The following is a 22,182-nucleotide window of genomic DNA, read 5'->3' on the forward strand; positions in this document are numbered from 1 at the left end:
AATAGATTATTTAGACTTCTTATAGGACTCGTTAAATTCCTTAATTACATCGTCTCCACCAGACTTTTTCCAATCATTAATTATTTTTTCAAAGCCTGCTTTATCAAGATCGCCTAAGATATATTGATAGGTAGCGTCTGTAATCTTTTGGTTAAGAAGTTCGCCTTTTTCTGCAAATGTCGCAGAGTCAAGTGCAACTGTTGGGTCATGAATTAAGTAATTTTCATTATCAAGGATTAATTTTTCTGCTTTTTCCTTGGCAGGTAATGTAAATACTCCATCATATCTACCGTTTGTTTTGATTTCACCAATTTCAAGTGCCTGATATGGCTTCACATCACGATTCGTTAAATCTTGATCCTCAGATGCTAACGCTCTGCCATCTTGTACTTCATAGTGCTCGCCTTCTATTCCCCAGAAAATAAGGTTAGACAGTTCAGGAGTCATTAATTTATCAAAGAAACCAAGAATGCCTTTTAACTGTTCTTCCGTTTTTACAGCCGATTTCGGGAATAACACAACGTTACCGTAACCTGGGATTGCCCATACACCAAAGTCATTATTTGGTCCATGAATGTTATTGTGCACATCATATTCAATATCAGGGTTTAATTGAACTGCATCCTTATGAAGGCTTACAACGTCAGCCATTGAACCAATATACATTCCAGCAGTGCCATTCTTGAAGAACGCTTGTTGATCTTCTTTACTTGTTACTGGGAAGTCTTGGTTAATATACCCATTGTCACGAAGTTCTTTAAAGAAATCCATTGTGTCGTAAAACTCGTCAAACATAAATCTTGGTTGTAATTCCCCATTTTTTTCACCCCATTGATTTGGAGTTCCAAACCATGATGCTACTGTATCAAATGCACCATAAGCTAAATCAGCGCGATCAGTAAGACCAAACGTATCATTTTTCCCGTTTCCATCTGGATCTTGTTCAGTAAAGGCTTTAGCCATTTCATAGATATCTTCAGTTGTTTCAGGAGTTCCTAACCCCAATTTATCTGCCCAGTCTTTTCTATAAATTAAACCTTGACGAGATAATGGTCTACCTTGGTATAAGGAATAGATTTTCCCATCAACCGCTGTGTTTGCTAAGATTTGCTCATTCAATTTGCTTAAATTAGGAAACTCGTCTAAATAAGGTCCGATTTCCCAGAACTGTTCATCGCGAATAGCTTCTTTAAATTGAATAAAAGTTGTTTGGTTTTTCAAGAATACCGCTTCTGGTAATGTTTCTGTTGCAAAAGCTGTATTCAGTTTTTCCTCATAGCTTGTATCTGGTGTCCACTGAATGGTTAGTTCAACACCTGTTTTTTCCTCTAACAGCTTTTCAATCTTGTCAGATGGAACTTCAGGTGTGTGAAGGTTAGCCATAATCGTAAAGCTAACTTTCTCTTCCTTTTGTTCTTTTGGCTTGTCTGAATTTTTATCGCCTGAAGCGCTTTCATTCGAACAAGCAGCAAGCCCACCTACCCCTATCATTAAGGCAAGGGATAAGCCTAAAAACTTTTTACTTTTCTTCAATGATATTCCCCCTATTTATTTAATTTTGGTGCACCTTTAATTTATCTCCACGATAAGATGATGTGAATAATCAAATTCTCACATATCCTTTTAATTCAACTATTTAAAAGCGCTTTCAATAACATTTATAAGAAAATGATTATTATATTTACTAAAGCTTTATAATTTTCAGTTAAGAAAGCGGTGAAGGCAAGCTAGATGCCTTCACCGTTATCATTGATTCTACTTATTTAGTTTTTGATAAGCATCATTAAATTCTTTAATGATGTCATCACCGCCAGACTTCTTCCAATCTTCAATTGCATTTTTGAAACCAGCTTTATCTAAATCACCAAGAATATATTGATAGGTTGCATCATTTATTTTCTGGTTCAAAAGCTCTCCTCTTTCCGCTGATGTTGCAGAATCCAGCGGAACAGTTGGGTCATGTATTAAGTAGTTTTCATTATCTTCAATTAATTTTTCAGCCTTTTCTTTAGCAGGCAATGTGAATAAACCCTCATATCTACCATTTGTCTTCGGTTCCCCGACTTCTAGTGACTGGTAGGGTTTAACTTCTCTTGTTGTTAAATCAGTATCTTCTGAAGCAAGTGCTCTACCCTCTTGAACCGTATAATGTTCCCCTTCAATTCCCCAGAAAATTAAGTTCGCAATTTCTGGAGTTGCCAGTTTATCAAAGAAACCAAGGATTTCTTTTAATTGTTCTTCTGATTTGACAGCAGATTTAGGGAATAATACGACATTCCCATAACCAGGAATCGCCCAAATTCCATATTCACCATTAGGTCCTGTGATTTTATTCTGTACATCAAACTCAATATCTGGATTAAGTGTTACCGCATCCTTATGAAGACTTACTACATCAGCCATTGAGCCAATATACATACCAGCCGTTCCGTTCTTGAAGAATGCTTGTTGATCTTCTTTACTTGTTACAGGGAAGTCCTGGTTGATATATCCTTTATCACGCAGCTTTTTAAGATAATCCATGGAGTCTATATACTCTTCAAACATAAACTCTGGAAGAAGTTGTCCATCCTTTTCACCCCAACCGTTTGGAGTGCCGAACCATGATGCTACCGTTTTAAATGCACCATAAGAAAGGTCTGCACGGTCAGTAATTCCAAAAGTATCATCCTTGCCGTTACCATCGGGATCATCTTCTGTAAATGCTCTAGCCATTTCATAGACATCATCAATTGATGTCGGAGCCTCTAACCCTAAATTCTCCGCCCAATCTTTACGATATATAAGACCTTGTCTTGATAATGGTCTACCTTGGTATAACGAATAAATTTTGCCATCGACTGCTGTGTTTTCAATAATTTGTTCATTTAACTTGCTCAGATTCGGGTATTCGCTTAAATAAGGTCCAATTTCCCAGAACTGGTCATCGCGAATGGCTTCTTTAAATTGAATAAAAGTTGTTTGGTTCTTTAAAAATACTGCTTCTGGTAAGGTTTCTGTAGCAAATGCTGTGTTTAATTTTTCCTCATAGCTCGTATCTGGTGTCCATTGAATTGTAAGATCCACACCTGTCTTTTCTTCAAGTAGCTTTTCAATTTTATCAGATGGAATTTCCGGAGTATAAAGATTTGCCATAATCGTAAAACTCGGCTTCCCATTTGAATCTACTTTGTTAGAAGCATTAGAGCCTGAGCAGCCAGCAAGTCCACCAACTCCAAGCAATAATGCAAGGGACATTCCTAAAAGTTTCTTTTTACTATTCTTCAAAACTAAAACCTCCAATAATTATTCTTTATTACCTCCTAATCTAGTTGACTTTCAAAGTTCCGTAAATAATCAAAATCTTAGCTACCCTAATTATACAAGGGTTTATTAGTGTTTACGAGATGGGATTGTAAGATAGTGATTACTTATTTATCGTATGAAAATATTATTCCAGTCTAAAAATTTCATTTTTAAAAGATAAAAAAATAGCCACAAGTTGTTCATTTGTGACTACTTTTTATGCATTATTCCATTTCTTTAAAAGCCAAATCTGCTAGCTTAGCAATTGTCATATCATCCATTGGTGGGTTATGAAGCCCTGCTCTCACATCGCGATAGTACCGTTGTAGTGGATTTGATTTATGCAGACTTTTTGCACCGACAATTCGCATCGCTTTATCAACGACAGAAAGTGCACTATTTGTAGCAATATATTTGGCAAGACCTAATTCCGGTCCAAGTTGACTGCGGTCAACAGTGCGATCCCATTTGTCAGCAATTGAGTATAGTACATGACGAGCCTGCAGCAGCTCAGCTTCCATTTCCCCAACGACTCGCCCGACATTAGGTATCGTTCTTATCGGTCCCTTTATACTATTTGGTGAGTATTCATTTGCAAATTTTACTGCATAATTTCTGGCTGCAATTGCAATTCCTAGGTAACATGCTGGGATGTGTAACATCCAGCCACTTGGCATGGCTTTTAATTCGGGGGTTAAAATTTCAACTAAATCATTTTCTTCTAGTTCTACATTCGTAAGAACTAAATCGTGGCTGCCTGTCCCCCTCATTGAAATGGTATTCCATGTTTCTTCTATCGTAACTCCAGCTTTTGAGCGTTCGACTAAAAACTCACCTACTTGATCTGTCCCTTCTATCGAAGCAATGACACCGATGTAATCAAGAACAGGAACCATGGTTGTAAAGGATTTTCTTCCGGAAAGAATCCACTTTTCCCCTTCTTTTTTAGCAGTTGTTTGAGGTTTTCCTCCTCTAGTAGGGCTGCCCGTCTGGGGTTCTGTTGCAGCACGATTGTATAGGGCTCCTTGTAAAACCTGGTTTGCATAAGATGAAAGTTTTTCTTCGTCCCAGCGGTGCTTCTCAAATAAATCCATGGTTGCACCAAGATGCCATCCGATTGACAAAGCGGTTGAGCCATCCCCAACAGCAAGTGTTTCTTGCAGCAATACAAGGTCATACAAGGAAAGCCCGTCTTTCCCACCATATTCCTTTGGTACAGACAGACTTGTATATCCTGAGCTTTTTAAATCCTCTATATTTAATATAGGAAACTCTCCTGATTCATCATACTCCTGTGCTCTCTCATTAAATCTCTCGGCTAATTCGCTAGCCATCTTATATAAATTCTCTTGTTTCTCTGTTTTTATAAATGAAATGGGCATTTTCACCTCTCCTTTTTCGAATAATCCTAACTAATTCAATACGTATATTATACTATTCCTATTTGAATAATTAAAAATAAATGCGCAAACCTGAGGATGTGACACTTCATGAGTTCATGATTATTCAACGTTAAAAGAAAAAAACTAGACAAAACAGGTACTGTTTTATCTAGTTCTTCGATTAATCATTGTCGTTTTGATCTTCATCATCACGATGCTTTTTATAATGATGCATTGGGATATATCCATGTTCTTTTATTTTTTGGTAATGTTCTTCCAACCAATTGAGCTTTTTATCGGCTTTTTCTTTTGAAAGAACGCCATATTCAACGTATTTATTAATGATCGCTTTCTTTGTTTCGAGGAGTTCAAGATAAAGCTTATCAAGTTCTTGTTTCTGCTGATCTGTAAGCTCTACTTTTGGCCTTTCTTCATTCTTCTCCATTTCAGCATTTGCTTGGATTCCTCCTAAAAGAAAGAAACTTAATAGTAATACAAAACCAGTCATTCTTTTCATGTAAATACTCCCTTTCTGTTATGTACAAACTCGTTGTTAGTATCCATTAATATCCAATTTTTATACATCATCTAAAAAGGTGACCATAATGGCCACCTTTGTCTAAGATGCTTTTTGCTTTTCTTGTATCGATTGTGCTTTTGTTTTCTTCATCTTTGTTCCAATAAACACAACAGCAATAATGACTAGTGCTTCAAATGCATATCTGAACCACGGATTATCAAAGAAATCCTGTAGAAATGGTTCTCCTACAATCATTTTTGATGCTGTCCAGGCAAGTATTGCTGCACCGATTGTAACAATTATTGGAAAACGATCAATTAATTTAATGAACAGTGTACTTCCCCAAACCATGATTGGGACAGATATGATTAGCCCTGAGATGACCAAAACAAAACTTCCATGGGCAGCACCTGCAACTCCAAGAACATTATCAAGTCCCATTAAGGCATCGGCTACAATAATCGTACGAACCGCGGCTCCAAAAGAGCCTTTGGCCTCTATTTCATGATCCTCTTGTTCATCTGTGAGGAGCTTAAAAGCTATCCAAATGAGGAGAATTCCTCCAACAAGGTGTAATCCAGGTATCTCGAGAAGCCATACTACAGCTAAGGTAGCAGCAGCACGAATGATAATGGCTCCTACCGTTCCCCAGATTATGGCTCGTTTTTGTTGTTCTTTCGGTAAATTTCTTGCGGCTAATCCAATGACTATCGCATTATCGCCCGCTAAGACGAGATCAATTACTACAATTGCAAGTAGAGCTGAAAAAAACTCTCCTGAAAACAATTCCATAAGTAATTCACCTCAAAAATAGGTTTCCCCAAATTACATTTATCTTTTAAGATTTTGTTCATTAAATATTGGTATCATAATTGGAAATATATATTATAATCGTTACAACGATTCTTTATTACAACATATAGTACTAGTAGAAAAAGTTTTATTTTCCTAGGAGAAACGGGGAGTATAAATGAAGAAGTTAATTCCATTTGGTTACTTTGCTTCGATTGTTTTAATTTTATCTGGTGTCCTTTACTTTTTTGCTGCAAATTGGCCAGAATTTACACGTTATGAAAAAGTAGGTCTTGCAGTGGCTGCGATTGTTTTGTTTTATCTGTTATCAGTCCTTTCCTCAAAACTCCTTTCACATCAAGTATTTTTAGGTAAATGGCTATTGGTTGCAGGTGCAATTTCCTTTGGCTTATGTGTTGGATTAATTGGTCAAATTTACAACTCTCATGCAGATAGTTATGTACTATTCCTTATTTGGCTAATACCTGCGTTTTTGCTTGCAATTTGCACACGGTATGCACCTTTGTCTATTTTAAGCTTTGTGCTTTTTCACCTTGCTTATTGGTTCTATATGAATCCCTCATCATACTTCGTCGTCCGCACAGATTTTCAAGAGTGGCTCATATATCTCATCATTGCTGTTATTAATTTTATCTTATTTTTGCTAACCTTTACACGATTTTTAGCTAATCATTCAATTCGTTATATGTCCTATACAATGACACATGCTATGTTAATTGGAATGAGTATTTTTGAACTTTATGAACCATATAGTGGTTGGACGAATGTATTGTATCTTGCATTTGCTTCCATTTCTTATTTCTATCTGGTTACAAAAAAAATTGATAAATATATTTCAATCATCTTATTCACAATGGTTAGTATATACGTGTGTACGAAAATCATTGAAATCCCATTTTTATTTGGAGATGCCATTGGCTATCTTGGATTACAAATAATCGGATCCATAGCATCAATTGCCTTAATAATTGGTGGGGTTCTGCTCGCAAGACATTTATCGGCGAAACATACAGAGACTCCAGTCAGTCAGGCAATTAAAGGTATCTTAATTGTAATTGTCACACTTATAGGGTCCTTTATGTTTTCGATAAGTTTTGGAGGAGTCCTTTTCCTGTTATTTTCTAGTTTTTATCCAACTGTCATTCTGAGTGTAATATTCATTAGTGTAGGTTTATTTGTAAAAAAGCTGGGACCCTATGTCCGGAACACATTGCTATTTATCGGTTTCTTCTCTGGTTTACTTGAGGCATTTTTCCTCTCAACATTCATTACGATTTTCTTTTTAATCGTATCGGTCGTAGTCACCATCATCATGAAGGATGGAATCATTCGATTTTTAAGCTATACAACAATCATTGGTTGTTTCTTGAATCTATGCTTAGATGCATGGGGCCAATGGGTCCATTTAGAGTATGTGTTGATAGGTTTTGCCCTGTTAAACGGAATAATCTATTATTTCGTTCGCTCAAATCCTAATTTAAAAAGAATTAGTTCATTCTATACTTTGCTCTTCTTCTATTCACTAACCTTTTTGGATAATTTGTTATGGCAGGAGATTTTATATAGTCTGGTGTTCTTCGTCATTACGACAACACTCGTTCTTTTCTATTCACGCAATGACGATGTATTTATGTTTCGAATGACACTTGTATTCTGGATTGCGTTATTTATTTCAACTTATTATGATTTGGTTTGGTCACTTGTCCACAAATCACTATCACTTCTGGTTATCGGGCTTGTCTTCTTTGCAATCACTCAAATCTTTGATCGAAGGTCAGGTGTAAAAGGCATTCATAATGAAATAGTCTTTACGAAGAAGCAGTGGGGTCTGATTGGACTTATACTCCTTCTCCAATTAGGTTTTGTCGGTTACCAAATTGGAAGCAATGAATCACTTTTGAAGATGGAAAAGAAATCACACTTGAATTGGCACCAGTTGATCCACGTTCCATGCTTCAGGGGGATTATGTGATCTTACGTTATGATATTGCCCAAGTTCCTGAACTAACAAATGTCAATTCTGGAAATCGGGTTTACATCCTGGCTAAAAAAGATCAGGATGGCGTTTATCAACGTGAGAAAATACTTACCTCCATTGACCCTAACAACTATCAACTTGCTGAAGATGAGGTTCTGATTGCGGGTAAATATAATGGGTATGACGGGGTCATCCTTGGGATTGAAAGCTATTTTGTAAAAGAAGGAACTGGGTTAGACCTTCAACGTGATGCCAAACATGCAAAGGTAAGAGTTGCAAAAAATGGAAATGCATTGTTAGAAACCATTTATTAAGGAGGCGTATTTGCCTCCTTTTTTTTATGAAATGCAAAAAAATCTAAATAGTCATGATATAATTTATTCGTACTAAAAAGAGGGGAGAATCGAAAAATGTTACATAACCTATATGATGCTTTAGATAATAATTACAACGAAATGGTTGATATTCGTCGTTATTTACATCAACACCCAGAGGTTTCTTTTAAGGAATATAAAACAGCTGAATACATTGCAAATTACTATAAAAACCTGGGTGTAGAGGTCCGCACAAATGTTGGAGGCAATGGAGTTGTTGCAAAGATTCACGGTAACAAACCAGGTCCTACTGTTGCACTACGAGCTGATTTTGATGCACTTCCGATTCAAGATGAAAAGGATGTTCCATATAAATCGACCGTTCCTGGTGTTATGCATGCGTGTGGCCATGATGGGCATACCGCTACATTGCTTGTGTTGGCGAAAACACTCCATGAAATGAAGGATCAACTTGCAGGAAATATTGTTCTCATTCACCAACATGCCGAAGAATTCGCTCCAGGGGGTGCGATAGCGATGATTGAGGATGGCTGTCTCGAAGGTGTGGACGTCATTTTTGGAACCCATTTATGGGCAACTACCCCTACAGGTTCAATTGAATACCGTGTAGGTCCAATTATGGCTGCAGCCGACCGGTTTGAAATTAAAGTTCAAGGGTCAGGTGGACACGGTGCGCATCCACATACAACAAAGGATGCAATTGTGATTGGATCCCAACTTGTCATGAATTTACAGCAAATTGTGAGTAGACGTGTTGATCCAATAGAATCTGCAGTTGTAACCCTTGGTTCATTCGTTGCAGAAAATCCATTTAACGTGATTGCAGACTCTGCAAGACTTGAGGGGACGGTACGAACATTTAGTGAGGATGTACGAAGTCAAATTGAGACAGAAATTGAACGAATTGTAAAAGGAACTTGTATCGCATCTGATTGCTCTTACACATATGCCTATCACCGAGGCTACCCTGCCGTCGTCAATCATAAAGAACAAACGGATTTCCTTGTGGAAGTAGCGGAGAATGTTCCAGGTGTTGTGCAAGTAAATGAAACTGCACCTCAAATGGGTGGTGAGGACTTCGCCTATTATTTACAGCATGTTCCAGGAAGCTTTTTCTTTACAGGGGCAATGCCAGTAGATGAATCTAATGCCTATCCACATCACCATCCTAAATTTGATATAGATGAAAAGGCGATGCTGATTGCTGCAAAAACATTGGGTACGGCAACCTTAAACTACTTATCAATAGAAAAATCTGAGGAAGCTACGGTTTAAAAAGGGCTTGCAGAACAATGCTTGCGACTTTTGCCTGAAGCATGTACCGCTAAACGCTTCTTGCGGTACATGCTTTCTGCTTTTCGGCTTAAGCATGTATCGCTAGACACTTCTTGCGGTACATGCTTTCTGCTTTTCGGCTTAAGCATGTATCGCTAGACACTTCTTGCGGTACATGCTTTCTGCTTTTCGGCTTAAGCATGTATCGCTAAACACTTCTTGCGGTACATACTTTCTGCTTTTCGGCTTAAGCATGTATCGCTAGACACTTCTTGCGGTGCATGTTTTTGTTTTTCGAATCAGGCATGTACTGCTTATACCAATCTTGTCAAAAATCCAAAAACAAAACGCAAGAATGTTGTTGTTACAGCATTCTTGCGTTTTCATTTAGTTGCTCTCTTTTAATATTCGCAATCGATAACAATTTTTCGCGGTTTCACCTAAGTGATCCAGAAGATTGTAGTTGGCATAAGCTCCAACGACAGCACCGATACCTGGAAGTAGTTGAAGCATTTTTACAAAATCAATATAATCCCGATACTCTTGTTGGAAAACCCGCCAATCCAACTCCACTAGTCGGTGTTTTTCGTCTTCCCAATTCTCAATCACTTGTAAGGTTTTCTTTTTATGCTCATCACTTGAAAAAGCGAGTTGAAACACCTGCAACAAGAAAAGGCGTTCCTCATAGTTTTTTGTATCAAATCCATGAATAGCTGCCACTTCAAACAAGAATTTCATTTTTATTGATAATAGTAATGGGAAATCAGCTAACGATAATAGAAATCCTCCTGCACCAGTACCAGCTCCCTCTGCTGCGGCAGTACGTCGATAAACGGTTAGCTTATCTTCAATCAGTTTCTCTTTAACCTGTAATGTCATCCCTTGAGGATAGTTTCCCTTAGTTGTATATTCGGAACCAACTAATGTTGCCTGAACCATTTTTTTAATACTTTCCGTAATGACCGTATGAGCTTTTTCAGGTATTATTTCATTTACTTTAGCTTGTGCTTTTTTCGATACACGTTGGAGCATATTTGACTTTTTAATCAGCTTTTTGCGCCATTGAAATAATTCCTCTTCTACCGTTACCATATACGAATCGTTCATGCACCTCTACCCTTCTTTTCGTTTATTATTTCTACGTGACTTCAAAGGAAAAGGTTTCATTTATCCATACATGCGATCAAGCTTACGTACTTTCCCTTTTGTATAAACAAACACAAATAGATAAACAAACAGTAAACCTACTACTAAGAAAGTGAACGCTGTTGTGATTTCAGCAGTTAGAAACAAAAGTATGGTAAATAAAATAGACTGAACAACAAGTAGCTGGAATAATAGCTGTAAATAGGAGGCTAACTTTGCAGCTTCACTTACAGGGTATAAGCGCACCCAAATCTTCAAGCTATGATGTCTCCATAAAGTGATAAGCTGATAGCCTGTTAAATAAAGAAATAAAATCATAGCAAAGGCTTTTCCATATTGAAATGGAACGAAATAAATGATCAATCCACCAATAATCGTCAGCCTCACATACATTCCTAAATAGTCACTTGTACGCAAAAAGGTACGTGTATAAAGGTAACGAAACGTATTTTTCTTGGAATACGAAATAAATCCTGTCACCCAGTTAAACCATGGTCTCTTTTTCACTCGTTCCTTTAATTTAGGAACATCAGTAAATAAATTCGCAATTCGGTAAAAGGATAGCATTCGTTTCGATTCTAATTCGATTAATGTATTCCATTTTACCGCTTTATTTTCAACTGCCTTATGAAAATAAAGGATTAACCCAATCATGATGACCGCAACACCTGCGATAACTAGAATCGACGCACCGGAAAATAGTAAATACATCAATACGATATTTAAAATAAGGCGAATCACGATATCGGTATAATAGGTTGAGCTTTCCGTGTAATATTGCGTAAACCACGTCATTAGAAGATTCCATGCTTTACATAACAAGACAATCACGAAAATCCCTGCTAAAGACGAAAAGGTTTTATCCGTTACAGCAAGATACAATGGGGCTGCAACCGCAAATACAATTAACAATAAATACATTTGAGAAAACAGACTATACCAAAATGCCTTCTGAAAATAAGGAGATAGCTTCTTTTCAATGGGCAATAAAAACACAAGGTCAGGCTCTTTAACCAAGGTTTGGATACGACTATTTGTTAAAATGAACCCTAGAAGAAGCGCAATAATGATGGCATATGGAAAATCCTTTGGAACATCCTGCAGCCAAAAATTATAATAATACGCTCCTCCCCCACCTAAAAATAGAAGGGCAATTAATAAATGGTCATTTAACATATAGCGTAAGTAACGGCTTATTTCTTTAAAATGTTGGGTTTGACGCTTACTCCATAATTCTTTGATATCAATCATGTTCTTCTTCCTTAGTTAGGCTGATATAAATATCATCAAGTGTGGCGTTCTCCATTTTAAATTGCTGCCTAAGATCCTCTAGGGTTCCAGAGGCCTTTACCTTCCCGTTATGTAAAATAATAAAGGAATCACAGTACCTTTCAGCCGTCGCGAGAATATGGGTTGACATTAAAATACCTGCACCTTGATTTTTCATTTTGTTCATTAATTCTAATAATGATTGAATACCTAGTGGATCCAATCCAACAAATGGTTCATCAATGATGTAAAGGTCCGGTTCCACCAGAAAGGCACACATAATCATCACCTTTTGCTTCATTCCCTTTGAGAAATGAGATGGGAAGAACTTTACCTTTTTTTCCATTCGAAATTCTTTTAATAAAGGTTGTACCCTTTCTTCGAACACTTTCTTGTCTAACCCATAGGCCATTGCGGTTAATTCTAAGTGTTCGTAAAGGGTTAATTCATCATAAAGAATCGGTGTTTCAGGAATAAAACTAAACATGGAACGATAAGCTTCCATATCCTCTTGGATTGTGTTTCCGTTGATTTGGATGGATCCTTTTTTGGGCTCCATCAGACCAATGATATGTTTGATGGTCGTACTTTTCCCCGCACCGTTTAATCCAATTAATCCCACAATCTCATTTTGTTTGACTTGGAAGGAAACATCTTTTAAAACTGGATTTTGCGTATATCCACCTGTTAGATTTTTTATCTCTAATAGTGCCATGGAAAGCTCCCTTCTTACCCGTATTACGTATTTTTCGTTGTCTAGCTCCAGGCGCCATCGGCAAGAGGTCTTAAGCTTGACTTGCACAGGAAGTGCTGACATCGACGTTCGCCACAGGTCGTGGCGGTAGTTAGTCGATGTTCCGCTACCAAGGCGCCTTGCACTTTTCTTTTAATCATATCAAAAATTGCCTTTTTTACATAGTTAAAAAGTTTGTATATATAACCATGAAAAAGCCATACTAATTTTTGAAGAGGGCAAGAAAAAAAGCCTTGATGTTAATCATCTACCTGGAATGAGGTGTTTGTTAAAGACAATATCCTTGTTTTAGACGACAGCTTTTTAAACCTGTTATAAGGGGATGGTTACTTTGGGAAATGTGAGAGAAAGTGAGTTCGAAACAAATTACCACTAACAACAAAATAACAATTATTTTGTAAATGAGGTGTTTGTTAAAGGCTACCTAGTCGAAGTATAAGTCGTAAAAAAACTTATATACAAAAGACAAGGGGATGGTCCGCTTGAACCACGAAATTGACTCACTCCATTAGATAAAGACTTTCATTCCTAAAAAAATGAGGTGTTTATCAAAGATACCGTAAACCTATAACAAAAGCCTTCTTCGAGAACAGGATGCATCCTTTGCGATTGCATCCTGTTTCTTTTTTGAAATTCGACATGAAAATTTTTACATCTAAGGAACCTATGATAAAATATGAGGTATTAAGTGAATTTTGAAAGGAATGGACATAAATGAGTGATTGTATTTTTTGTAAGATTATCAATGGGGATATTCCAAGCGCGAAAGTATTTGAAAACGAACACGTATATGCATTCTTAGATATCAGTCAAGTTTCAAAAGGACATACACTTGTCGTTCCAAAAGTACATAAGGAAAACGTTTTTGAACTAACGCCTGAAATTGCCCAACACATTTTTGAAGCCGTACCATCCATTGCAAATGCAATCAAAACAGAATTCAATCCGATTGGAATGAATCTTTTACAAAATAATGGTGAACAAGCTGGACAATCTGTTTTCCACTTTCACCTCCACCTCATTCCACGTTACGGAAAAGGCGATGGATTTGGCATCGTATGGAAGTCTCATGAAAATCAATATACAGGCGAGGATTTACAAAATATCGCTTCATCTATATCAAAAGCAATCCAAAATTAATCTTTAAGACAGGACTTTTTAGGTCTTGTCTTTTTTATTGCCATGTTAGCGTTTTCTTCGTTTTTTTCAAAAAATTTCACTTTTTTTTTCATGAAAACGTGATAAGATAGCTTTATTCAACTAAAGCGATAAAATAGGAGGAATCAACCATGCAACGAGCTTACAATTTTAACGCCGGTCCTTCTGCTCTGCCACTTGAAGTGTTAAATCGTGCACAAGCCGAGCTAGTTAATTTCAAAGGTACTGGTATGTCTGTGATGGAATTAAGCCATCGCAGCAAGGAATATGATCAAGTTCACCAACAAGCAATTTCAGATTTACGTACCCTTTTGCGGATTCCAGATGACTACCAGGTGTTATTTTTACAAGGAGGCGCCAGTCTTCAATTTTCAATGATTCCAATGAATTTCCTAACACCAGGTAAAACAGCAGACTACATTCTAACTGGTTCTTGGTCGCAAAAAGCACTTGATGAAGCAAATAAGCTTGGAAAAACGAATGTCATTGCATCAAGCAAAGACGAAAAATATAACTATATCCCTGAAGTAAATGGGGACAACCATTCGGCTAACTCAGCATATGTTCATATTACCTCTAACAACACAATCTATGGAACACAATGGGAGAAATACCCAACCTATACGGATGTCTCATTAATTGCAGATATGTCTAGTGATATTTTATGCAGAGAAACGAATGTGGAGCAGTTCGGGATGATTTATGCCGGTGCGCAAAAAAATCTTGGTCCTTCTGGGGTAACGGTTGCAATCATTAAGGATTCCCTTTTAAAACAAAGTAACGGCAATCTGCCAACGATGTTGGATTACCAGACACATGTGAAGTCAAATTCTCTTTATAATACACCACCAACTTTTTCAATTTATATGCTATCACTTGTCCTGAATTGGGTGAAGGAACAAGGTGGAGTGCCTGCGATTGAAGCAAAAAACAAGGAAAAAGCAGCACTTTTATATACTACAATTGACGAATCAGATGGTTTCTATAAAGCACACGCAAAGGTTGGCAGCCGTTCCATTATGAACGTGTCATACACACTTCCAAGTGAAGAATTAACGAAAAAGTTCTTAGCACAAGCAAATGAAAAAGGTTTTGTTGGGTTGAATGGACATCGTTCCATTGGTGGCTGCCGTGCATCCATCTATAATGCGGTTCCATTTGAGTCTGTTGAGGCACTTGCTTCATTTATGAAAACCTTTAAATCAGAAAATTAGAACTTTCAAGTAGGATTATAGTCTGATATAATAAAAGGTAAGATTTTTGCAATAGGCAATGAGTGCACTATTGGAGAATCCAAAAAAATATAGCTTAGAAAAGCTGAGGAGAGATGAGAAATGAATACAAAGGTTTTAGTATTTTTATCATTATTAGTTGGAATGGGTGCTGTTCTGCATACAGTTATGCCTCCGATCTACCTAGGTATGAAACCTGACTTAATGTTAGTCATGATGTTTTTAGGAATTATGTTGTTTCCTGAAAAAAAATACGTTCTGCTTGTTGCGATTGTCGCTGGTGTTATTTCAGCATTAACAACGAATTTCCCAGGTGGTCAAATTGCGAACCCAGTTGATAAGCTTGTATCAGCATTCGTATTCTACGGCATTTTCATGGCTGCAAGAAAGCACACACAATCACTTGTAATGGTATGTACTGTTACCGCAGTAGGAATTTTAGTTTCTGGAACTGTTTTCTTGACTACCGCACTGTTTATTGCTGGTCTACCTGGAACATTCATCGGATTGTTCATTAGTGTAGTCATCCCAGCAACTGTAATGGGTACAATTGCAATGGCGATTATTCACCCAGTTGCACAACAAATTATAAAACGTACAAACTTTACAGTAAGTGCATAATCAGACTTTCACGGGGTGTCCGACAAGGTGTCGGGCACCCTTTTTCTGTTTGTGAATTTTGCCAAAATCGATAGAATCGAAATAAAACCGATAGACACAAATAAAATCGATAGAAACGAATTAAAACCGATAGAATCGAATTATCGTCGATAGAATTCAAATGATCGCCGTTAGGCTTTCCTATCCCCTTCAAAAATCTATGAATTTTAGTGATATCTAGTGAATTTTCATCATATAGTAGAAGTAAAAAGTGGGACAAGGAGTGGATTGCGATGTTATCAGTACCATGGTTTGTATATGTAGCATTATTTGGAGTCCTTTTCAGTGCATATATGGTGATTCGAACTACAAGAGAGGAAAAGCAGATTGAAGACTCCTATATTGAGCAGGAAGGCAATGTTTATATCGAACGAATGAACGATGAAAAAGAAAGACGTTCAAAACGTATCAATAAACCAGAAGCCATGTAAATCGGAATAGCGCTAATCTTCCCCCTCGTTGACTTGTGACCTCGATCCGATGGCACTTGGGGACAACAAAAAAAGGACCGTTTTGTCATAAAACGGTCCTTTCCTTTGTTTGCCCACTACTTATTCTGCAGCTGCTTCAGTTTTAAATAAATCTTTAAATTCTTTATCCTTCACTTTCACATCTGCACCTTCAATTGCTTTGTCTAAAGCTTTTTGAAGAGTAGCACCGCTTTGATCTGCTTGAAGTAAAGCTCGGCGGATTTCATCTTTCTTTTCCTGATCCATCTTATCGAAACCTTCAGTAGTTCCTGTTACTTTAATGATATGGTAACCATACTGTGATTCAATAATATCGCTTGTTTCGCCTTCTTTAAGAGTAAACGCAGCTTCTTCAAATTCAGGAACCATTCGACCTTTTCCGAACCAGCCTAGGTCTCCACCATTTTGAGCTGTACTATCATCAGAGTATTCCTTCGCTACATCCTCGAATTTTTCACCGCTGTCTAGCTTAGCCTTAACTTCTTCGATTTTCTTTTTTGCTGCTGCCTTTTGTTCGTCAGTTACTTCCGCAGTTGGATTATCAGAGAATTTTGCTAAGATATGGCTAGCCTTAACCACTTCGCCTTCTTTTACTTCAACTTCGTCCAATGCAGCTTTTTCTTTTAGCATGTCAGATTTTAGAAGCTCGCGTACAAAATCTTCCCCGTTTTGCTCAACGATTGCATCAAATTGAGCACCTAGTGCAGCTTGCATTTCCTCATATTTTGCATCTAATTCTTTATCGGTCACTTCATATTTCTCAGATAATACTTTTGTATAAACTAAATCTTTAAGGATAACAGCACCTGCTTGGTCCTTCATAGCATTATATAGTTCATCCTTTGTTACGTTCCCTGCCTTAGTTTCGACAAGCACTGCTGAATCGTCGGCATTGTTACATGCACTTAATCCAAAAATACCTACTGCTGCCGTTAGAGCAATTATTGATTTCTTCATTACACACACTCCTACTATGTACAATTTTTATATACGATTTGTCCAATGGTACAAAAATTACTATAACATACTTTTAAAAAAGAAAGAAAACATTTTCTAAAAAGATATCCAAAAATATGGGACATTCGCACAATCGGATAGGCTGTTGAGGAATAGGATATAGTGAACTGTGAACTGAGTAAAGGTGAGAGCCTTCAAGGTTCAAAACTATAGGTAATTGTGAAAAAGAATTACTAAAGGCGAGACAACCGCCTATTCGTTCACAAATAATTTCGCATAAAATACCGTACTATGGAAAATGGAGGTGTTACTATGGGTTATGCTGGTGGATTCGGTGGTGGATTTGCGCTAATCGTCGTTTTATTCATCCTATTAGTTATCATTGGCGCTTCTTGGGTTTACTAAGAGCTCCTCTGCAATAGGTGATTGTAAAATTTACAAAAAGAAAAGGATGGCCCCAGTAATAAGCCATCCTTTTTCCATTTTCACGTAAATAAGACCTCTACATAAGATGAGATCAACAAAATGGTAATTAAAATATTGATTGTTCGATAAACTTTTGGCTGGCGGTCATCAGGAATTTCTTTTTGCTCACAAAGCCGGTAAGTCATTTGATTAATATAGAACAAAATAAAAGCAGCAAATGGAATATAAAATAAGATCACTCCTAATCCCCCCATCTTCGAATGCGCCTTAGCTTATAAAATCTTAGTTCACTCTATGTTTTTATTCGTATTTAGTATTTAGCACCCCTGTGAATAGAAAACTTAATTGTGTATTAAGATATCATAGCCGTCCTCTATTTCTTCAACCGTACAAGATCTTGGCGCCTTAACAAACTGTCCTAAATAGATAAAGTCAGGAACACATAATCCAAAATTGATCGCTGCAATAATGGAAAAATAATGAATAAATCCTGGAAATACTACACATCCACCAAGCATAAGTGCAGTAATAAATAAAAATGGTGTACCCATTACGCAAATAATAAACGGTTTAGAAAGTGAATGTTTTGAACGAGTCGTAACAATTGGAATAATTCCGTACATCCATTTAAACGTTACTGTAAGCTTCTTACCAGATATCCAGAATGGTAAAACATGCAAAGTCGCATGTATTGGATAAATCAATAATAAAGCTAATAAAAAATAAATTGCTCCATCTTCTCTAAGTTCAACAGAAGAATACATAAGATTCAATGGCAAATAAAAAAGAATAAATGCTATGAACATTGATATCAAGGATATCAAGATAATTCGATGGAATCCATAATCCTTTGAAAGATTAATGGTTTTCCAGCAAGTCATACTAAATCACCATCCGCAATCATAAGAAGTAAAATAAATAAAAATCATTATGCTAGTTAGATACTCTAAACTTACTAAATTACTTTACTTTGTTTCTCACAAAAATGCAATAGGTATCCAAAAGAACGATAAAATACGAGTTTTTTCGACTTTTTTCGCATTTTTTGGGTACATTATATATGATAGTTAGGTGATTGATTTAACTGGAGTGTGGAATATGGAGACCATTGAAGAACGATTAGCACGTCTTGAGTATTATCAGTCATTAATCCTACCCCTTTTAGGTGATAAGTTACCCACTTTTTACAAAATGATTATGGAGGCTGGATTATCGCAAACAGACGTTGAATCCCTGTTACAAACTTGTGAAGAAATGAGCATAGAATATAAAAAACAAAAAGCGGAGGGATTTATTGGTTTCACACCGCTTTTAACTCAATTTGTCGGGATGCTTCATCCGCATTTAGATCCAAAAGCCACAATCAACATCCTAGCACAAGAAAGAAAATATGCCCCGTTGATGCAGGAGTTTAAAGGAATAATTGATACAATCAAATAGCCTTTACATTTCTAATTTCTCTTCAACTCGTTTATAAAGCTTACCATCTACCTCAATAAAGTCATCTTCGAAATTTTTGAAAGACTTTTCAAAGATTTCCATATAATCATCACCGTAAATATTGCGTACGATGCTCATTACTTCAACGATTTCTGGAAACTTCCCGTAAAGTTTTTTAAGTGGTATTGCGCCTTCTAGCACCCCATTTTTACTAGGATTATAGGCTTCCACAATTTTCAAGAAGATTTCTTCTCCTTTTGGAGTTAACTCGATATAAGTGTTTCGCTTATCATTTTCCTTCTTTGAAAATTGTAGCAGTCCACGTTCCTCTAACTTTTTAGAAAAGTTAAATGCAGTCGAAACATGCATAACTCCAAATTTAGCAATCTCTGAAATAGAAGCACCTCTTAAATGATACGCTATCCAAATAATATGATGTTCATTAATATTTAGGTCATAAGGCTTAATCCATTGTTGCCAGTCCTTTTCAATAGACTTCCATAATGCCTTACTAAGTTGTGCGATTCTCTGACTAAAAAGGAGCGCTTCTTTGATGGAGGCCATTTTTTCTTCATGTTTCATAGATCCACCCACTTTTCTATTTTTTCTTATTACTATTATGCCAATAAAATAAAAATTAATAAAGATGTAAATTTACAAAATTTTTAAATTAAGCGAAAAAATTTAGAGTTCACTTGGTTGTAACCGTTTTTTCAAGCTTTTCTAAAGCGCTCTCTATTTCTAAAAGCTCTTTTTGAATATTTTTTTGATTACCTTCAATTTCTCTTTTCCAATGTTCAAAAGAGTTTTTAACATCTGCAGACATTTCGGTTATCGCGCTTACAGCCTGTTTAGTTGATTTTGAAACCTGTTCAGTAAGAGACTTCCCTTCCGAAACTACCTGAGACAGTGATTCAGAAAGATGTCTTTGATTATTTTTTAAAGTCCTTCTAACTTCCTTTCCAGAAGATGGCGTACTTAAAAGGACAGAAACACCACCGATTACACTTCCAATTAACAATCCATAAAAAAGAGATTTGGTTGACGTCATCTTAATCACTCCTTAAAAAACCCATCATTTACAGAATTCCACAAAAAATGCAAAAATCCTTTTTCATTTTCATATTTTTTACAAAATCAGACTTCTCTTTGTAATATCTTTTGTTGGATATACCAACGATCAACTATACTGTTGCGAACTAAGACGAAAACAATCTGTTTCCGCTCTTTCCCTTGGTTATCACGATATATTTCAACCTCCACAGGAATCTCGATGCTTAGTAGTCCTTCTAAATCACTTAATGGTAGATAGGACATATTTGTTATTGAAAAGATAGTAATTTCATTCAATTTCTTATATAGCTTCTTATTATTTGAATGAGGGAGTAATGTTTGCTTAATAATTTTCCGGTCTGTTTGATTGATTCCCGTAGCAAATATTTCAATGAGATGATATGGGTCTGCATTGCTTATGTATTCATCAAGCTTTCCACCCGCCTTTAGTAACATAAGCTTGTGAGCTAAATCCGGCTCTTTTGAACTATGGGTGGTACTTCCTAAAAAATGCACACAAAAATGCCCAGGAAAACCGTTTTTTAATGCACCTGCCCCATGTGGCATTCCGTGCATTGAAGCCGCAATCATCTGATCGCCATATTTTACAATAATCGCTCTTCGCTTCCAGCTCCATTTCCCACTATAGATTTTTTTCATGATCTTCGTGTCCTCAAATGTAAGGGGTTGAACATCAGCATGCCTGCTTCCTGCCCTTCTTTGCACACGAAATTGGAGACCGGTTTCTACATCAATAATTGTAAAAAAGGATTTTCTGGGAAGTATTTCATTCACCAAATCCCAAGGAACCATTTCAACTTTAAAGCTCAGTGGGCTGTCTTTTTCATCAAACTTTGATGTTGCCTCGACTGCAAAATATTGGTTTGAAAAAGTTAGCAGAAAAAATAGAAGTATCACCTTTACCATTTTCAGTACCTCTTTTTTTCATAGCTTTCCATTAAAAATCAGATTCTATTTATAAAAAAACTCGACTCTTTAAAAAAATTGAGTCGAGTTTATCATTTATTTATGAAAGGTTGGTTTATAAAAGCTTCTATTATCTAATGCAAAGACGCGTTCTGTAAATTCCCCTGGCTTCACCCGTTCTAATGCACGATCTAACATGTTCATTTTCGCATCCAAATTGTCTATATAATGAAGAATTTCTGCTTCCTTAATCATAGGAGGCTTTGGACTTCCCCATTCTGCTTTTCCATGATGGCTGAGAATGACATGTTGAAGTACGGTCACTTCTTCTCCTTCGATACCAAGCTCTTTTGCTGCCTGCCCAACTTCGTTAACCATAATGGATATATGTCCTAATAAATTTCCTTCCATTGTATATGTTGTTGAAATAGGACCTGATAGCTCTGTTACCTTACCTAGGTCATGTAAAATAATTCCTGCATATAATAAATCCGTATCAAGCGAAGGATATAGGGTGGCAATTGCCTTCGCTAAATCCAGCATTGAGACAACATGATAGGCTAAGCCAGACACGAATTCATGATGATTTTTAGTTGCAGCTGGATATTCATAAAAGGCAGCTTGATGTTTTTTTAATAGATGTCTTGTAATTCTCTGGATATTTGAATTCTTCATTTCAAAGATATATTGTGTAATTTTTGAAGCCATTTCATCCTGCGGTACTGGTGCAACTTCAAGGAAATCTGAAATCGTAACTCCATCTAAATCTGTTACAGGGCGAATATTTCGGATTTTCAACTGGTTACGTCCACGATAACTATTGATTTCCCCTGCGAGTCTTACCATTTTTTGTGCTGCATAGTTAACCTCATCTTCGGGAGTTGCATCCCAAAGCTTTGCCTCAATCTCCCCGCTTTTATCTTGAAATAGTAGCGTTAAAAAGGGTTTTCCGTTACTTGCAATTCCTTTAGTAGACGATTTGATAAATAAAAATACATCAACCTGCTGTCCAACATCATAATGAACAATGCCTTTTACCATAGGTTCTCCCCCTGCTTGTCATTTTTATCTAAAAATTCCCCAATGAAATTTCTCTGTTTCT

General features: G+C 36.6%; 24 protein-coding genes. 9 read left to right on the forward strand and 15 right to left on the reverse strand.

The window, feature by feature from the left end; all coding sequences use genetic code 11:
- Window positions 1–6: 6 nt before the first annotated feature.
- From DZB84_RS05655 to DZB84_RS05675, 5 genes are all read right to left on the reverse strand, one after another.
- Window positions 7–1,491: an extracellular solute-binding protein gene (locus tag DZB84_RS05655; protein WP_116351485.1), complete on the reverse strand. Its 1,485-nt coding sequence runs from the start codon at window positions 1,489–1,491 to the stop codon at window positions 7–9.
- A gap of 264 nt (window positions 1,492–1,755) precedes the next feature.
- Window positions 1,756–3,237 carry an extracellular solute-binding protein gene (locus DZB84_RS05660; protein WP_116351486.1) on the reverse strand — a complete coding sequence of 494 codons (1,482 nt, stop codon included), beginning with the start codon at window positions 3,235–3,237 and terminating at the stop codon, window positions 1,756–1,758.
- Between the two features lie 272 nt (window positions 3,238–3,509).
- Complete coding sequence (locus DZB84_RS05665; protein ID WP_116351281.1) at window positions 3,510–4,667, reverse strand: acyl-CoA dehydrogenase family protein; 1,158 nt, start codon at window positions 4,665–4,667, stop codon at window positions 3,510–3,512.
- 181 nt (window positions 4,668–4,848) lie between these two features.
- On the reverse strand, window positions 4,849–5,184 hold the full coding sequence (locus DZB84_RS05670; protein WP_116351282.1) for a DUF2680 domain-containing protein: 336 nt from the start codon (window positions 5,182–5,184) through the stop codon (window positions 4,849–4,851).
- A 102-nt stretch (window positions 5,185–5,286) separates the two neighbouring features.
- Entirely contained in the window at window positions 5,287–5,979 is a 693-nt protein-coding gene (locus DZB84_RS05675) for a TerC family protein (RefSeq protein ID WP_116351283.1), read from the reverse strand.
- Window positions 5,980–6,157: 178 nt separating this feature from the next.
- Here DZB84_RS05675 and DZB84_RS05680 point away from each other — a divergent pair, with 178 nt between their 5' ends.
- The 3 genes from DZB84_RS05680 to DZB84_RS05690 all read left to right on the forward strand — a co-directional run bounded on the left by DZB84_RS05680 (window position 6,158) and on the right by DZB84_RS05690 (window position 9,588).
- Window positions 6,158–7,972 (forward strand): DUF2157 domain-containing protein, encoded by a 1,815-nt coding sequence (locus DZB84_RS05680; RefSeq protein WP_116351284.1) that lies wholly within the window; start codon window positions 6,158–6,160, stop codon window positions 7,970–7,972.
- A complete protein-coding gene (locus DZB84_RS05685; RefSeq protein WP_262983882.1) occupies window positions 7,951–8,292 on the forward strand; it encodes a GDYXXLXY domain-containing protein in 342 nt (113 codons plus the stop codon). Before DZB84_RS05680 ends, DZB84_RS05685 begins: the two co-directional genes overlap by 22 nt.
- Before the next feature lie 96 nt (window positions 8,293–8,388).
- Entirely contained in the window at window positions 8,389–9,588 is a 1,200-nt protein-coding gene (locus tag DZB84_RS05690; protein WP_116351286.1) for a M20 family metallopeptidase, read from the forward strand.
- 387 nt (window positions 9,589–9,975) lie between these two features.
- Here DZB84_RS05690 and DZB84_RS05695 read toward each other — a convergent pair whose 3' ends face one another.
- From DZB84_RS05695 to DZB84_RS05705, 3 genes are read right to left on the reverse strand one after another with little or no spacing between them, the layout of a single operon-like run.
- Window positions 9,976–10,695 carry an EcsC family protein gene (locus tag DZB84_RS05695; RefSeq protein WP_116351287.1) on the reverse strand — a complete coding sequence of 240 codons (720 nt, stop codon included), beginning with the start codon at window positions 10,693–10,695 and terminating at the stop codon, window positions 9,976–9,978.
- Window positions 10,696–10,755: 60 nt separating this feature from the next.
- A complete protein-coding gene (locus tag DZB84_RS05700) occupies window positions 10,756–11,985 on the reverse strand; it encodes an ABC transporter permease (RefSeq protein WP_116351288.1) in 1,230 nt (409 codons plus the stop codon).
- Window positions 11,978–12,718 carry an ABC transporter ATP-binding protein gene (locus DZB84_RS05705; RefSeq protein ID WP_116351289.1) on the reverse strand — a complete coding sequence of 247 codons (741 nt, stop codon included), beginning with the start codon at window positions 12,716–12,718 and terminating at the stop codon, window positions 11,978–11,980. Before DZB84_RS05705 ends, DZB84_RS05700 begins: the two co-directional genes overlap by 8 nt.
- A 753-nt stretch (window positions 12,719–13,471) precedes the next feature.
- On the opposite strand from DZB84_RS05705, the gene DZB84_RS05710 reads away from it, so the two are divergent.
- The 4 genes from DZB84_RS05710 (at window position 13,472) to DZB84_RS05725 (ending at window position 16,238) form a co-directional block, all read left to right on the forward strand.
- On the forward strand, window positions 13,472–13,897 hold the full coding sequence (locus tag DZB84_RS05710; RefSeq protein ID WP_116351290.1) for an HIT family protein: 426 nt from the start codon (window positions 13,472–13,474) through the stop codon (window positions 13,895–13,897).
- 149 nt (window positions 13,898–14,046) lie between these two features.
- Complete coding sequence (gene serC, locus DZB84_RS05715) at window positions 14,047–15,129, forward strand: 3-phosphoserine/phosphohydroxythreonine transaminase (RefSeq protein ID WP_116351291.1); 1,083 nt, start codon at window positions 14,047–14,049, stop codon at window positions 15,127–15,129.
- Between the two features lie 120 nt (window positions 15,130–15,249).
- Window positions 15,250–15,768, forward strand: a complete 519-nt coding sequence (locus DZB84_RS05720; RefSeq protein WP_116351292.1) for a tryptophan transporter — start codon at window positions 15,250–15,252, stop codon at window positions 15,766–15,768.
- Window positions 15,769–16,040: 272 nt separating this feature from the next.
- Entirely contained in the window at window positions 16,041–16,238 is a 198-nt protein-coding gene (locus tag DZB84_RS05725; RefSeq protein WP_116351293.1) for a sporulation YhaL family protein, read from the forward strand.
- 120 nt (window positions 16,239–16,358) lie between these two features.
- Here the strand turns inward: DZB84_RS05725 and DZB84_RS05730 are convergent, their stop codons facing one another.
- Entirely contained in the window at window positions 16,359–17,234 is an 876-nt protein-coding gene (locus tag DZB84_RS05730) for a peptidylprolyl isomerase (protein ID WP_116351294.1), read from the reverse strand.
- Window positions 17,235–17,546: 312 nt separating this feature from the next.
- Between DZB84_RS05730 and DZB84_RS05735 the strand changes: the two genes are divergently transcribed.
- Window positions 17,547–17,639, forward strand: coding sequence for a YjcZ family sporulation protein (locus DZB84_RS05735; RefSeq protein ID WP_116351295.1), 93 nt, complete (start codon window positions 17,547–17,549; stop codon window positions 17,637–17,639).
- Window positions 17,640–17,719: 80 nt separating this feature from the next.
- Here DZB84_RS05735 and DZB84_RS05740 read toward each other — a convergent pair whose 3' ends face one another.
- Together DZB84_RS05740 and DZB84_RS05745 are read right to left on the reverse strand one after the other, a co-directional pair.
- Complete coding sequence (locus DZB84_RS05740) at window positions 17,720–17,914, reverse strand: hypothetical protein (protein WP_396232308.1); 195 nt, start codon at window positions 17,912–17,914, stop codon at window positions 17,720–17,722.
- A gap of 87 nt (window positions 17,915–18,001) precedes the next feature.
- A complete protein-coding gene (locus DZB84_RS05745) occupies window positions 18,002–18,541 on the reverse strand; it encodes a DUF3267 domain-containing protein (RefSeq protein WP_116351296.1) in 540 nt (179 codons plus the stop codon).
- A gap of 217 nt (window positions 18,542–18,758) precedes the next feature.
- On the opposite strand from DZB84_RS05745, the gene DZB84_RS05750 reads away from it, so the two are divergent.
- Window positions 18,759–19,100: a DUF1878 family protein gene (locus DZB84_RS05750; RefSeq protein ID WP_116351297.1), complete on the forward strand. Its 342-nt coding sequence runs from the start codon at window positions 18,759–18,761 to the stop codon at window positions 19,098–19,100.
- A gap of 3 nt (window positions 19,101–19,103) precedes the next feature.
- Here DZB84_RS05750 and DZB84_RS05755 read toward each other — a convergent pair whose 3' ends face one another.
- The 4 genes from DZB84_RS05755 to yhaM all read right to left on the reverse strand — a co-directional run bounded on the left by DZB84_RS05755 (window position 19,104) and on the right by yhaM (window position 22,121).
- Window positions 19,104–19,682, reverse strand: coding sequence for an HTH-type transcriptional regulator Hpr (locus DZB84_RS05755; protein ID WP_189655158.1), 579 nt, complete (start codon window positions 19,680–19,682; stop codon window positions 19,104–19,106).
- Between the two features lie 109 nt (window positions 19,683–19,791).
- Window positions 19,792–20,151, reverse strand: coding sequence for a YtxH domain-containing protein (locus tag DZB84_RS05760; protein WP_116351299.1), 360 nt, complete (start codon window positions 20,149–20,151; stop codon window positions 19,792–19,794).
- Window positions 20,152–20,237: 86 nt separating this feature from the next.
- Entirely contained in the window at window positions 20,238–21,080 is an 843-nt protein-coding gene (locus DZB84_RS05765; protein WP_116351300.1) for a hypothetical protein, read from the reverse strand.
- 96 nt (window positions 21,081–21,176) lie between these two features.
- On the reverse strand, window positions 21,177–22,121 hold the full coding sequence (gene yhaM, locus DZB84_RS05770) for a 3'-5' exoribonuclease YhaM (RefSeq protein ID WP_116351301.1): 945 nt from the start codon (window positions 22,119–22,121) through the stop codon (window positions 21,177–21,179).
- Between the last annotated feature and the right edge of the window lie 61 nt (window positions 22,122–22,182).

The sequence above is a fragment of the Bacillus sp. HNG genome (assembly GCF_003400205.1).
Lineage (GTDB): Bacteria > Bacillota > Bacilli > Bacillales > Bacillaceae_L > Ferdinandcohnia.

Excerpts from the sequence above, each read along its gene's own strand:
- DZB84_RS05695 (WP_116351287.1), bottom strand. The coding sequence starts at position 10,695 with ATGAACGATTCGTATATGGTAACGGTAGAAGAGGAATTATTTCAATGG.
- yhaM (WP_116351301.1), bottom strand. The coding sequence starts at position 22,121 with ATGGTAAAAGGCATTGTTCATTATGATGTTGGACAGCAGGTTGATGTA.
- DZB84_RS05660 (WP_116351486.1), bottom strand. The coding sequence starts at position 3,237 with ATGTCCCTTGCATTATTGCTTGGAGTTGGTGGACTTGCTGGCTGCTCA.
- DZB84_RS05740 (WP_396232308.1), bottom strand. The coding sequence starts at position 17,914 with ATGGGGGGATTAGGAGTGATCTTATTTTATATTCCATTTGCTGCTTTT.
- DZB84_RS05700 (WP_116351288.1), bottom strand. The coding sequence starts at position 11,985 with ATGATTGATATCAAAGAATTATGGAGTAAGCGTCAAACCCAACATTTT.
- DZB84_RS05750 (WP_116351297.1), top strand. The coding sequence starts at position 18,759 with ATGGAGACCATTGAAGAACGATTAGCACGTCTTGAGTATTATCAGTCA.
- DZB84_RS05675 (WP_116351283.1), bottom strand. The coding sequence starts at position 5,979 with ATGGAATTGTTTTCAGGAGAGTTTTTTTCAGCTCTACTTGCAATTGTA.
- DZB84_RS05655 (WP_116351485.1), bottom strand. The coding sequence starts at position 1,491 with ATGATAGGGGTAGGTGGGCTTGCTGCTTGTTCGAATGAAAGCGCTTCA.
- DZB84_RS05730 (WP_116351294.1), bottom strand. The coding sequence starts at position 17,234 with ATGAAGAAATCAATAATTGCTCTAACGGCAGCAGTAGGTATTTTTGGA.
- DZB84_RS05680 (WP_116351284.1), top strand. The coding sequence starts at position 6,158 with ATGAAGAAGTTAATTCCATTTGGTTACTTTGCTTCGATTGTTTTAATT.
- serC (WP_116351291.1), top strand. The coding sequence starts at position 14,047 with ATGCAACGAGCTTACAATTTTAACGCCGGTCCTTCTGCTCTGCCACTT.
- DZB84_RS05720 (WP_116351292.1), top strand. The coding sequence starts at position 15,250 with ATGAATACAAAGGTTTTAGTATTTTTATCATTATTAGTTGGAATGGGT.
- DZB84_RS05670 (WP_116351282.1), bottom strand. The coding sequence starts at position 5,184 with ATGAAAAGAATGACTGGTTTTGTATTACTATTAAGTTTCTTTCTTTTA.
- DZB84_RS05765 (WP_116351300.1), bottom strand. The coding sequence starts at position 21,080 with ATGGTAAAGGTGATACTTCTATTTTTTCTGCTAACTTTTTCAAACCAA.
- DZB84_RS05710 (WP_116351290.1), top strand. The coding sequence starts at position 13,472 with ATGAGTGATTGTATTTTTTGTAAGATTATCAATGGGGATATTCCAAGC.
- DZB84_RS05735 (WP_116351295.1), top strand. The coding sequence starts at position 17,547 with ATGGGTTATGCTGGTGGATTCGGTGGTGGATTTGCGCTAATCGTCGTT.
- DZB84_RS05760 (WP_116351299.1), bottom strand. The coding sequence starts at position 20,151 with ATGACGTCAACCAAATCTCTTTTTTATGGATTGTTAATTGGAAGTGTA.
- DZB84_RS05725 (WP_116351293.1), top strand. The coding sequence starts at position 16,041 with ATGTTATCAGTACCATGGTTTGTATATGTAGCATTATTTGGAGTCCTT.
- DZB84_RS05705 (WP_116351289.1), bottom strand. The coding sequence starts at position 12,718 with ATGGCACTATTAGAGATAAAAAATCTAACAGGTGGATATACGCAAAAT.
- DZB84_RS05690 (WP_116351286.1), top strand. The coding sequence starts at position 8,389 with ATGTTACATAACCTATATGATGCTTTAGATAATAATTACAACGAAATG.
- DZB84_RS05685 (WP_262983882.1), top strand. The coding sequence starts at position 7,951 with ATGCTTCAGGGGGATTATGTGATCTTACGTTATGATATTGCCCAAGTT.
- DZB84_RS05665 (WP_116351281.1), bottom strand. The coding sequence starts at position 4,667 with ATGCCCATTTCATTTATAAAAACAGAGAAACAAGAGAATTTATATAAG.
- DZB84_RS05755 (WP_189655158.1), bottom strand. The coding sequence starts at position 19,682 with ATGAAACATGAAGAAAAAATGGCCTCCATCAAAGAAGCGCTCCTTTTT.
- DZB84_RS05745 (WP_116351296.1), bottom strand. The coding sequence starts at position 18,541 with ATGACTTGCTGGAAAACCATTAATCTTTCAAAGGATTATGGATTCCAT.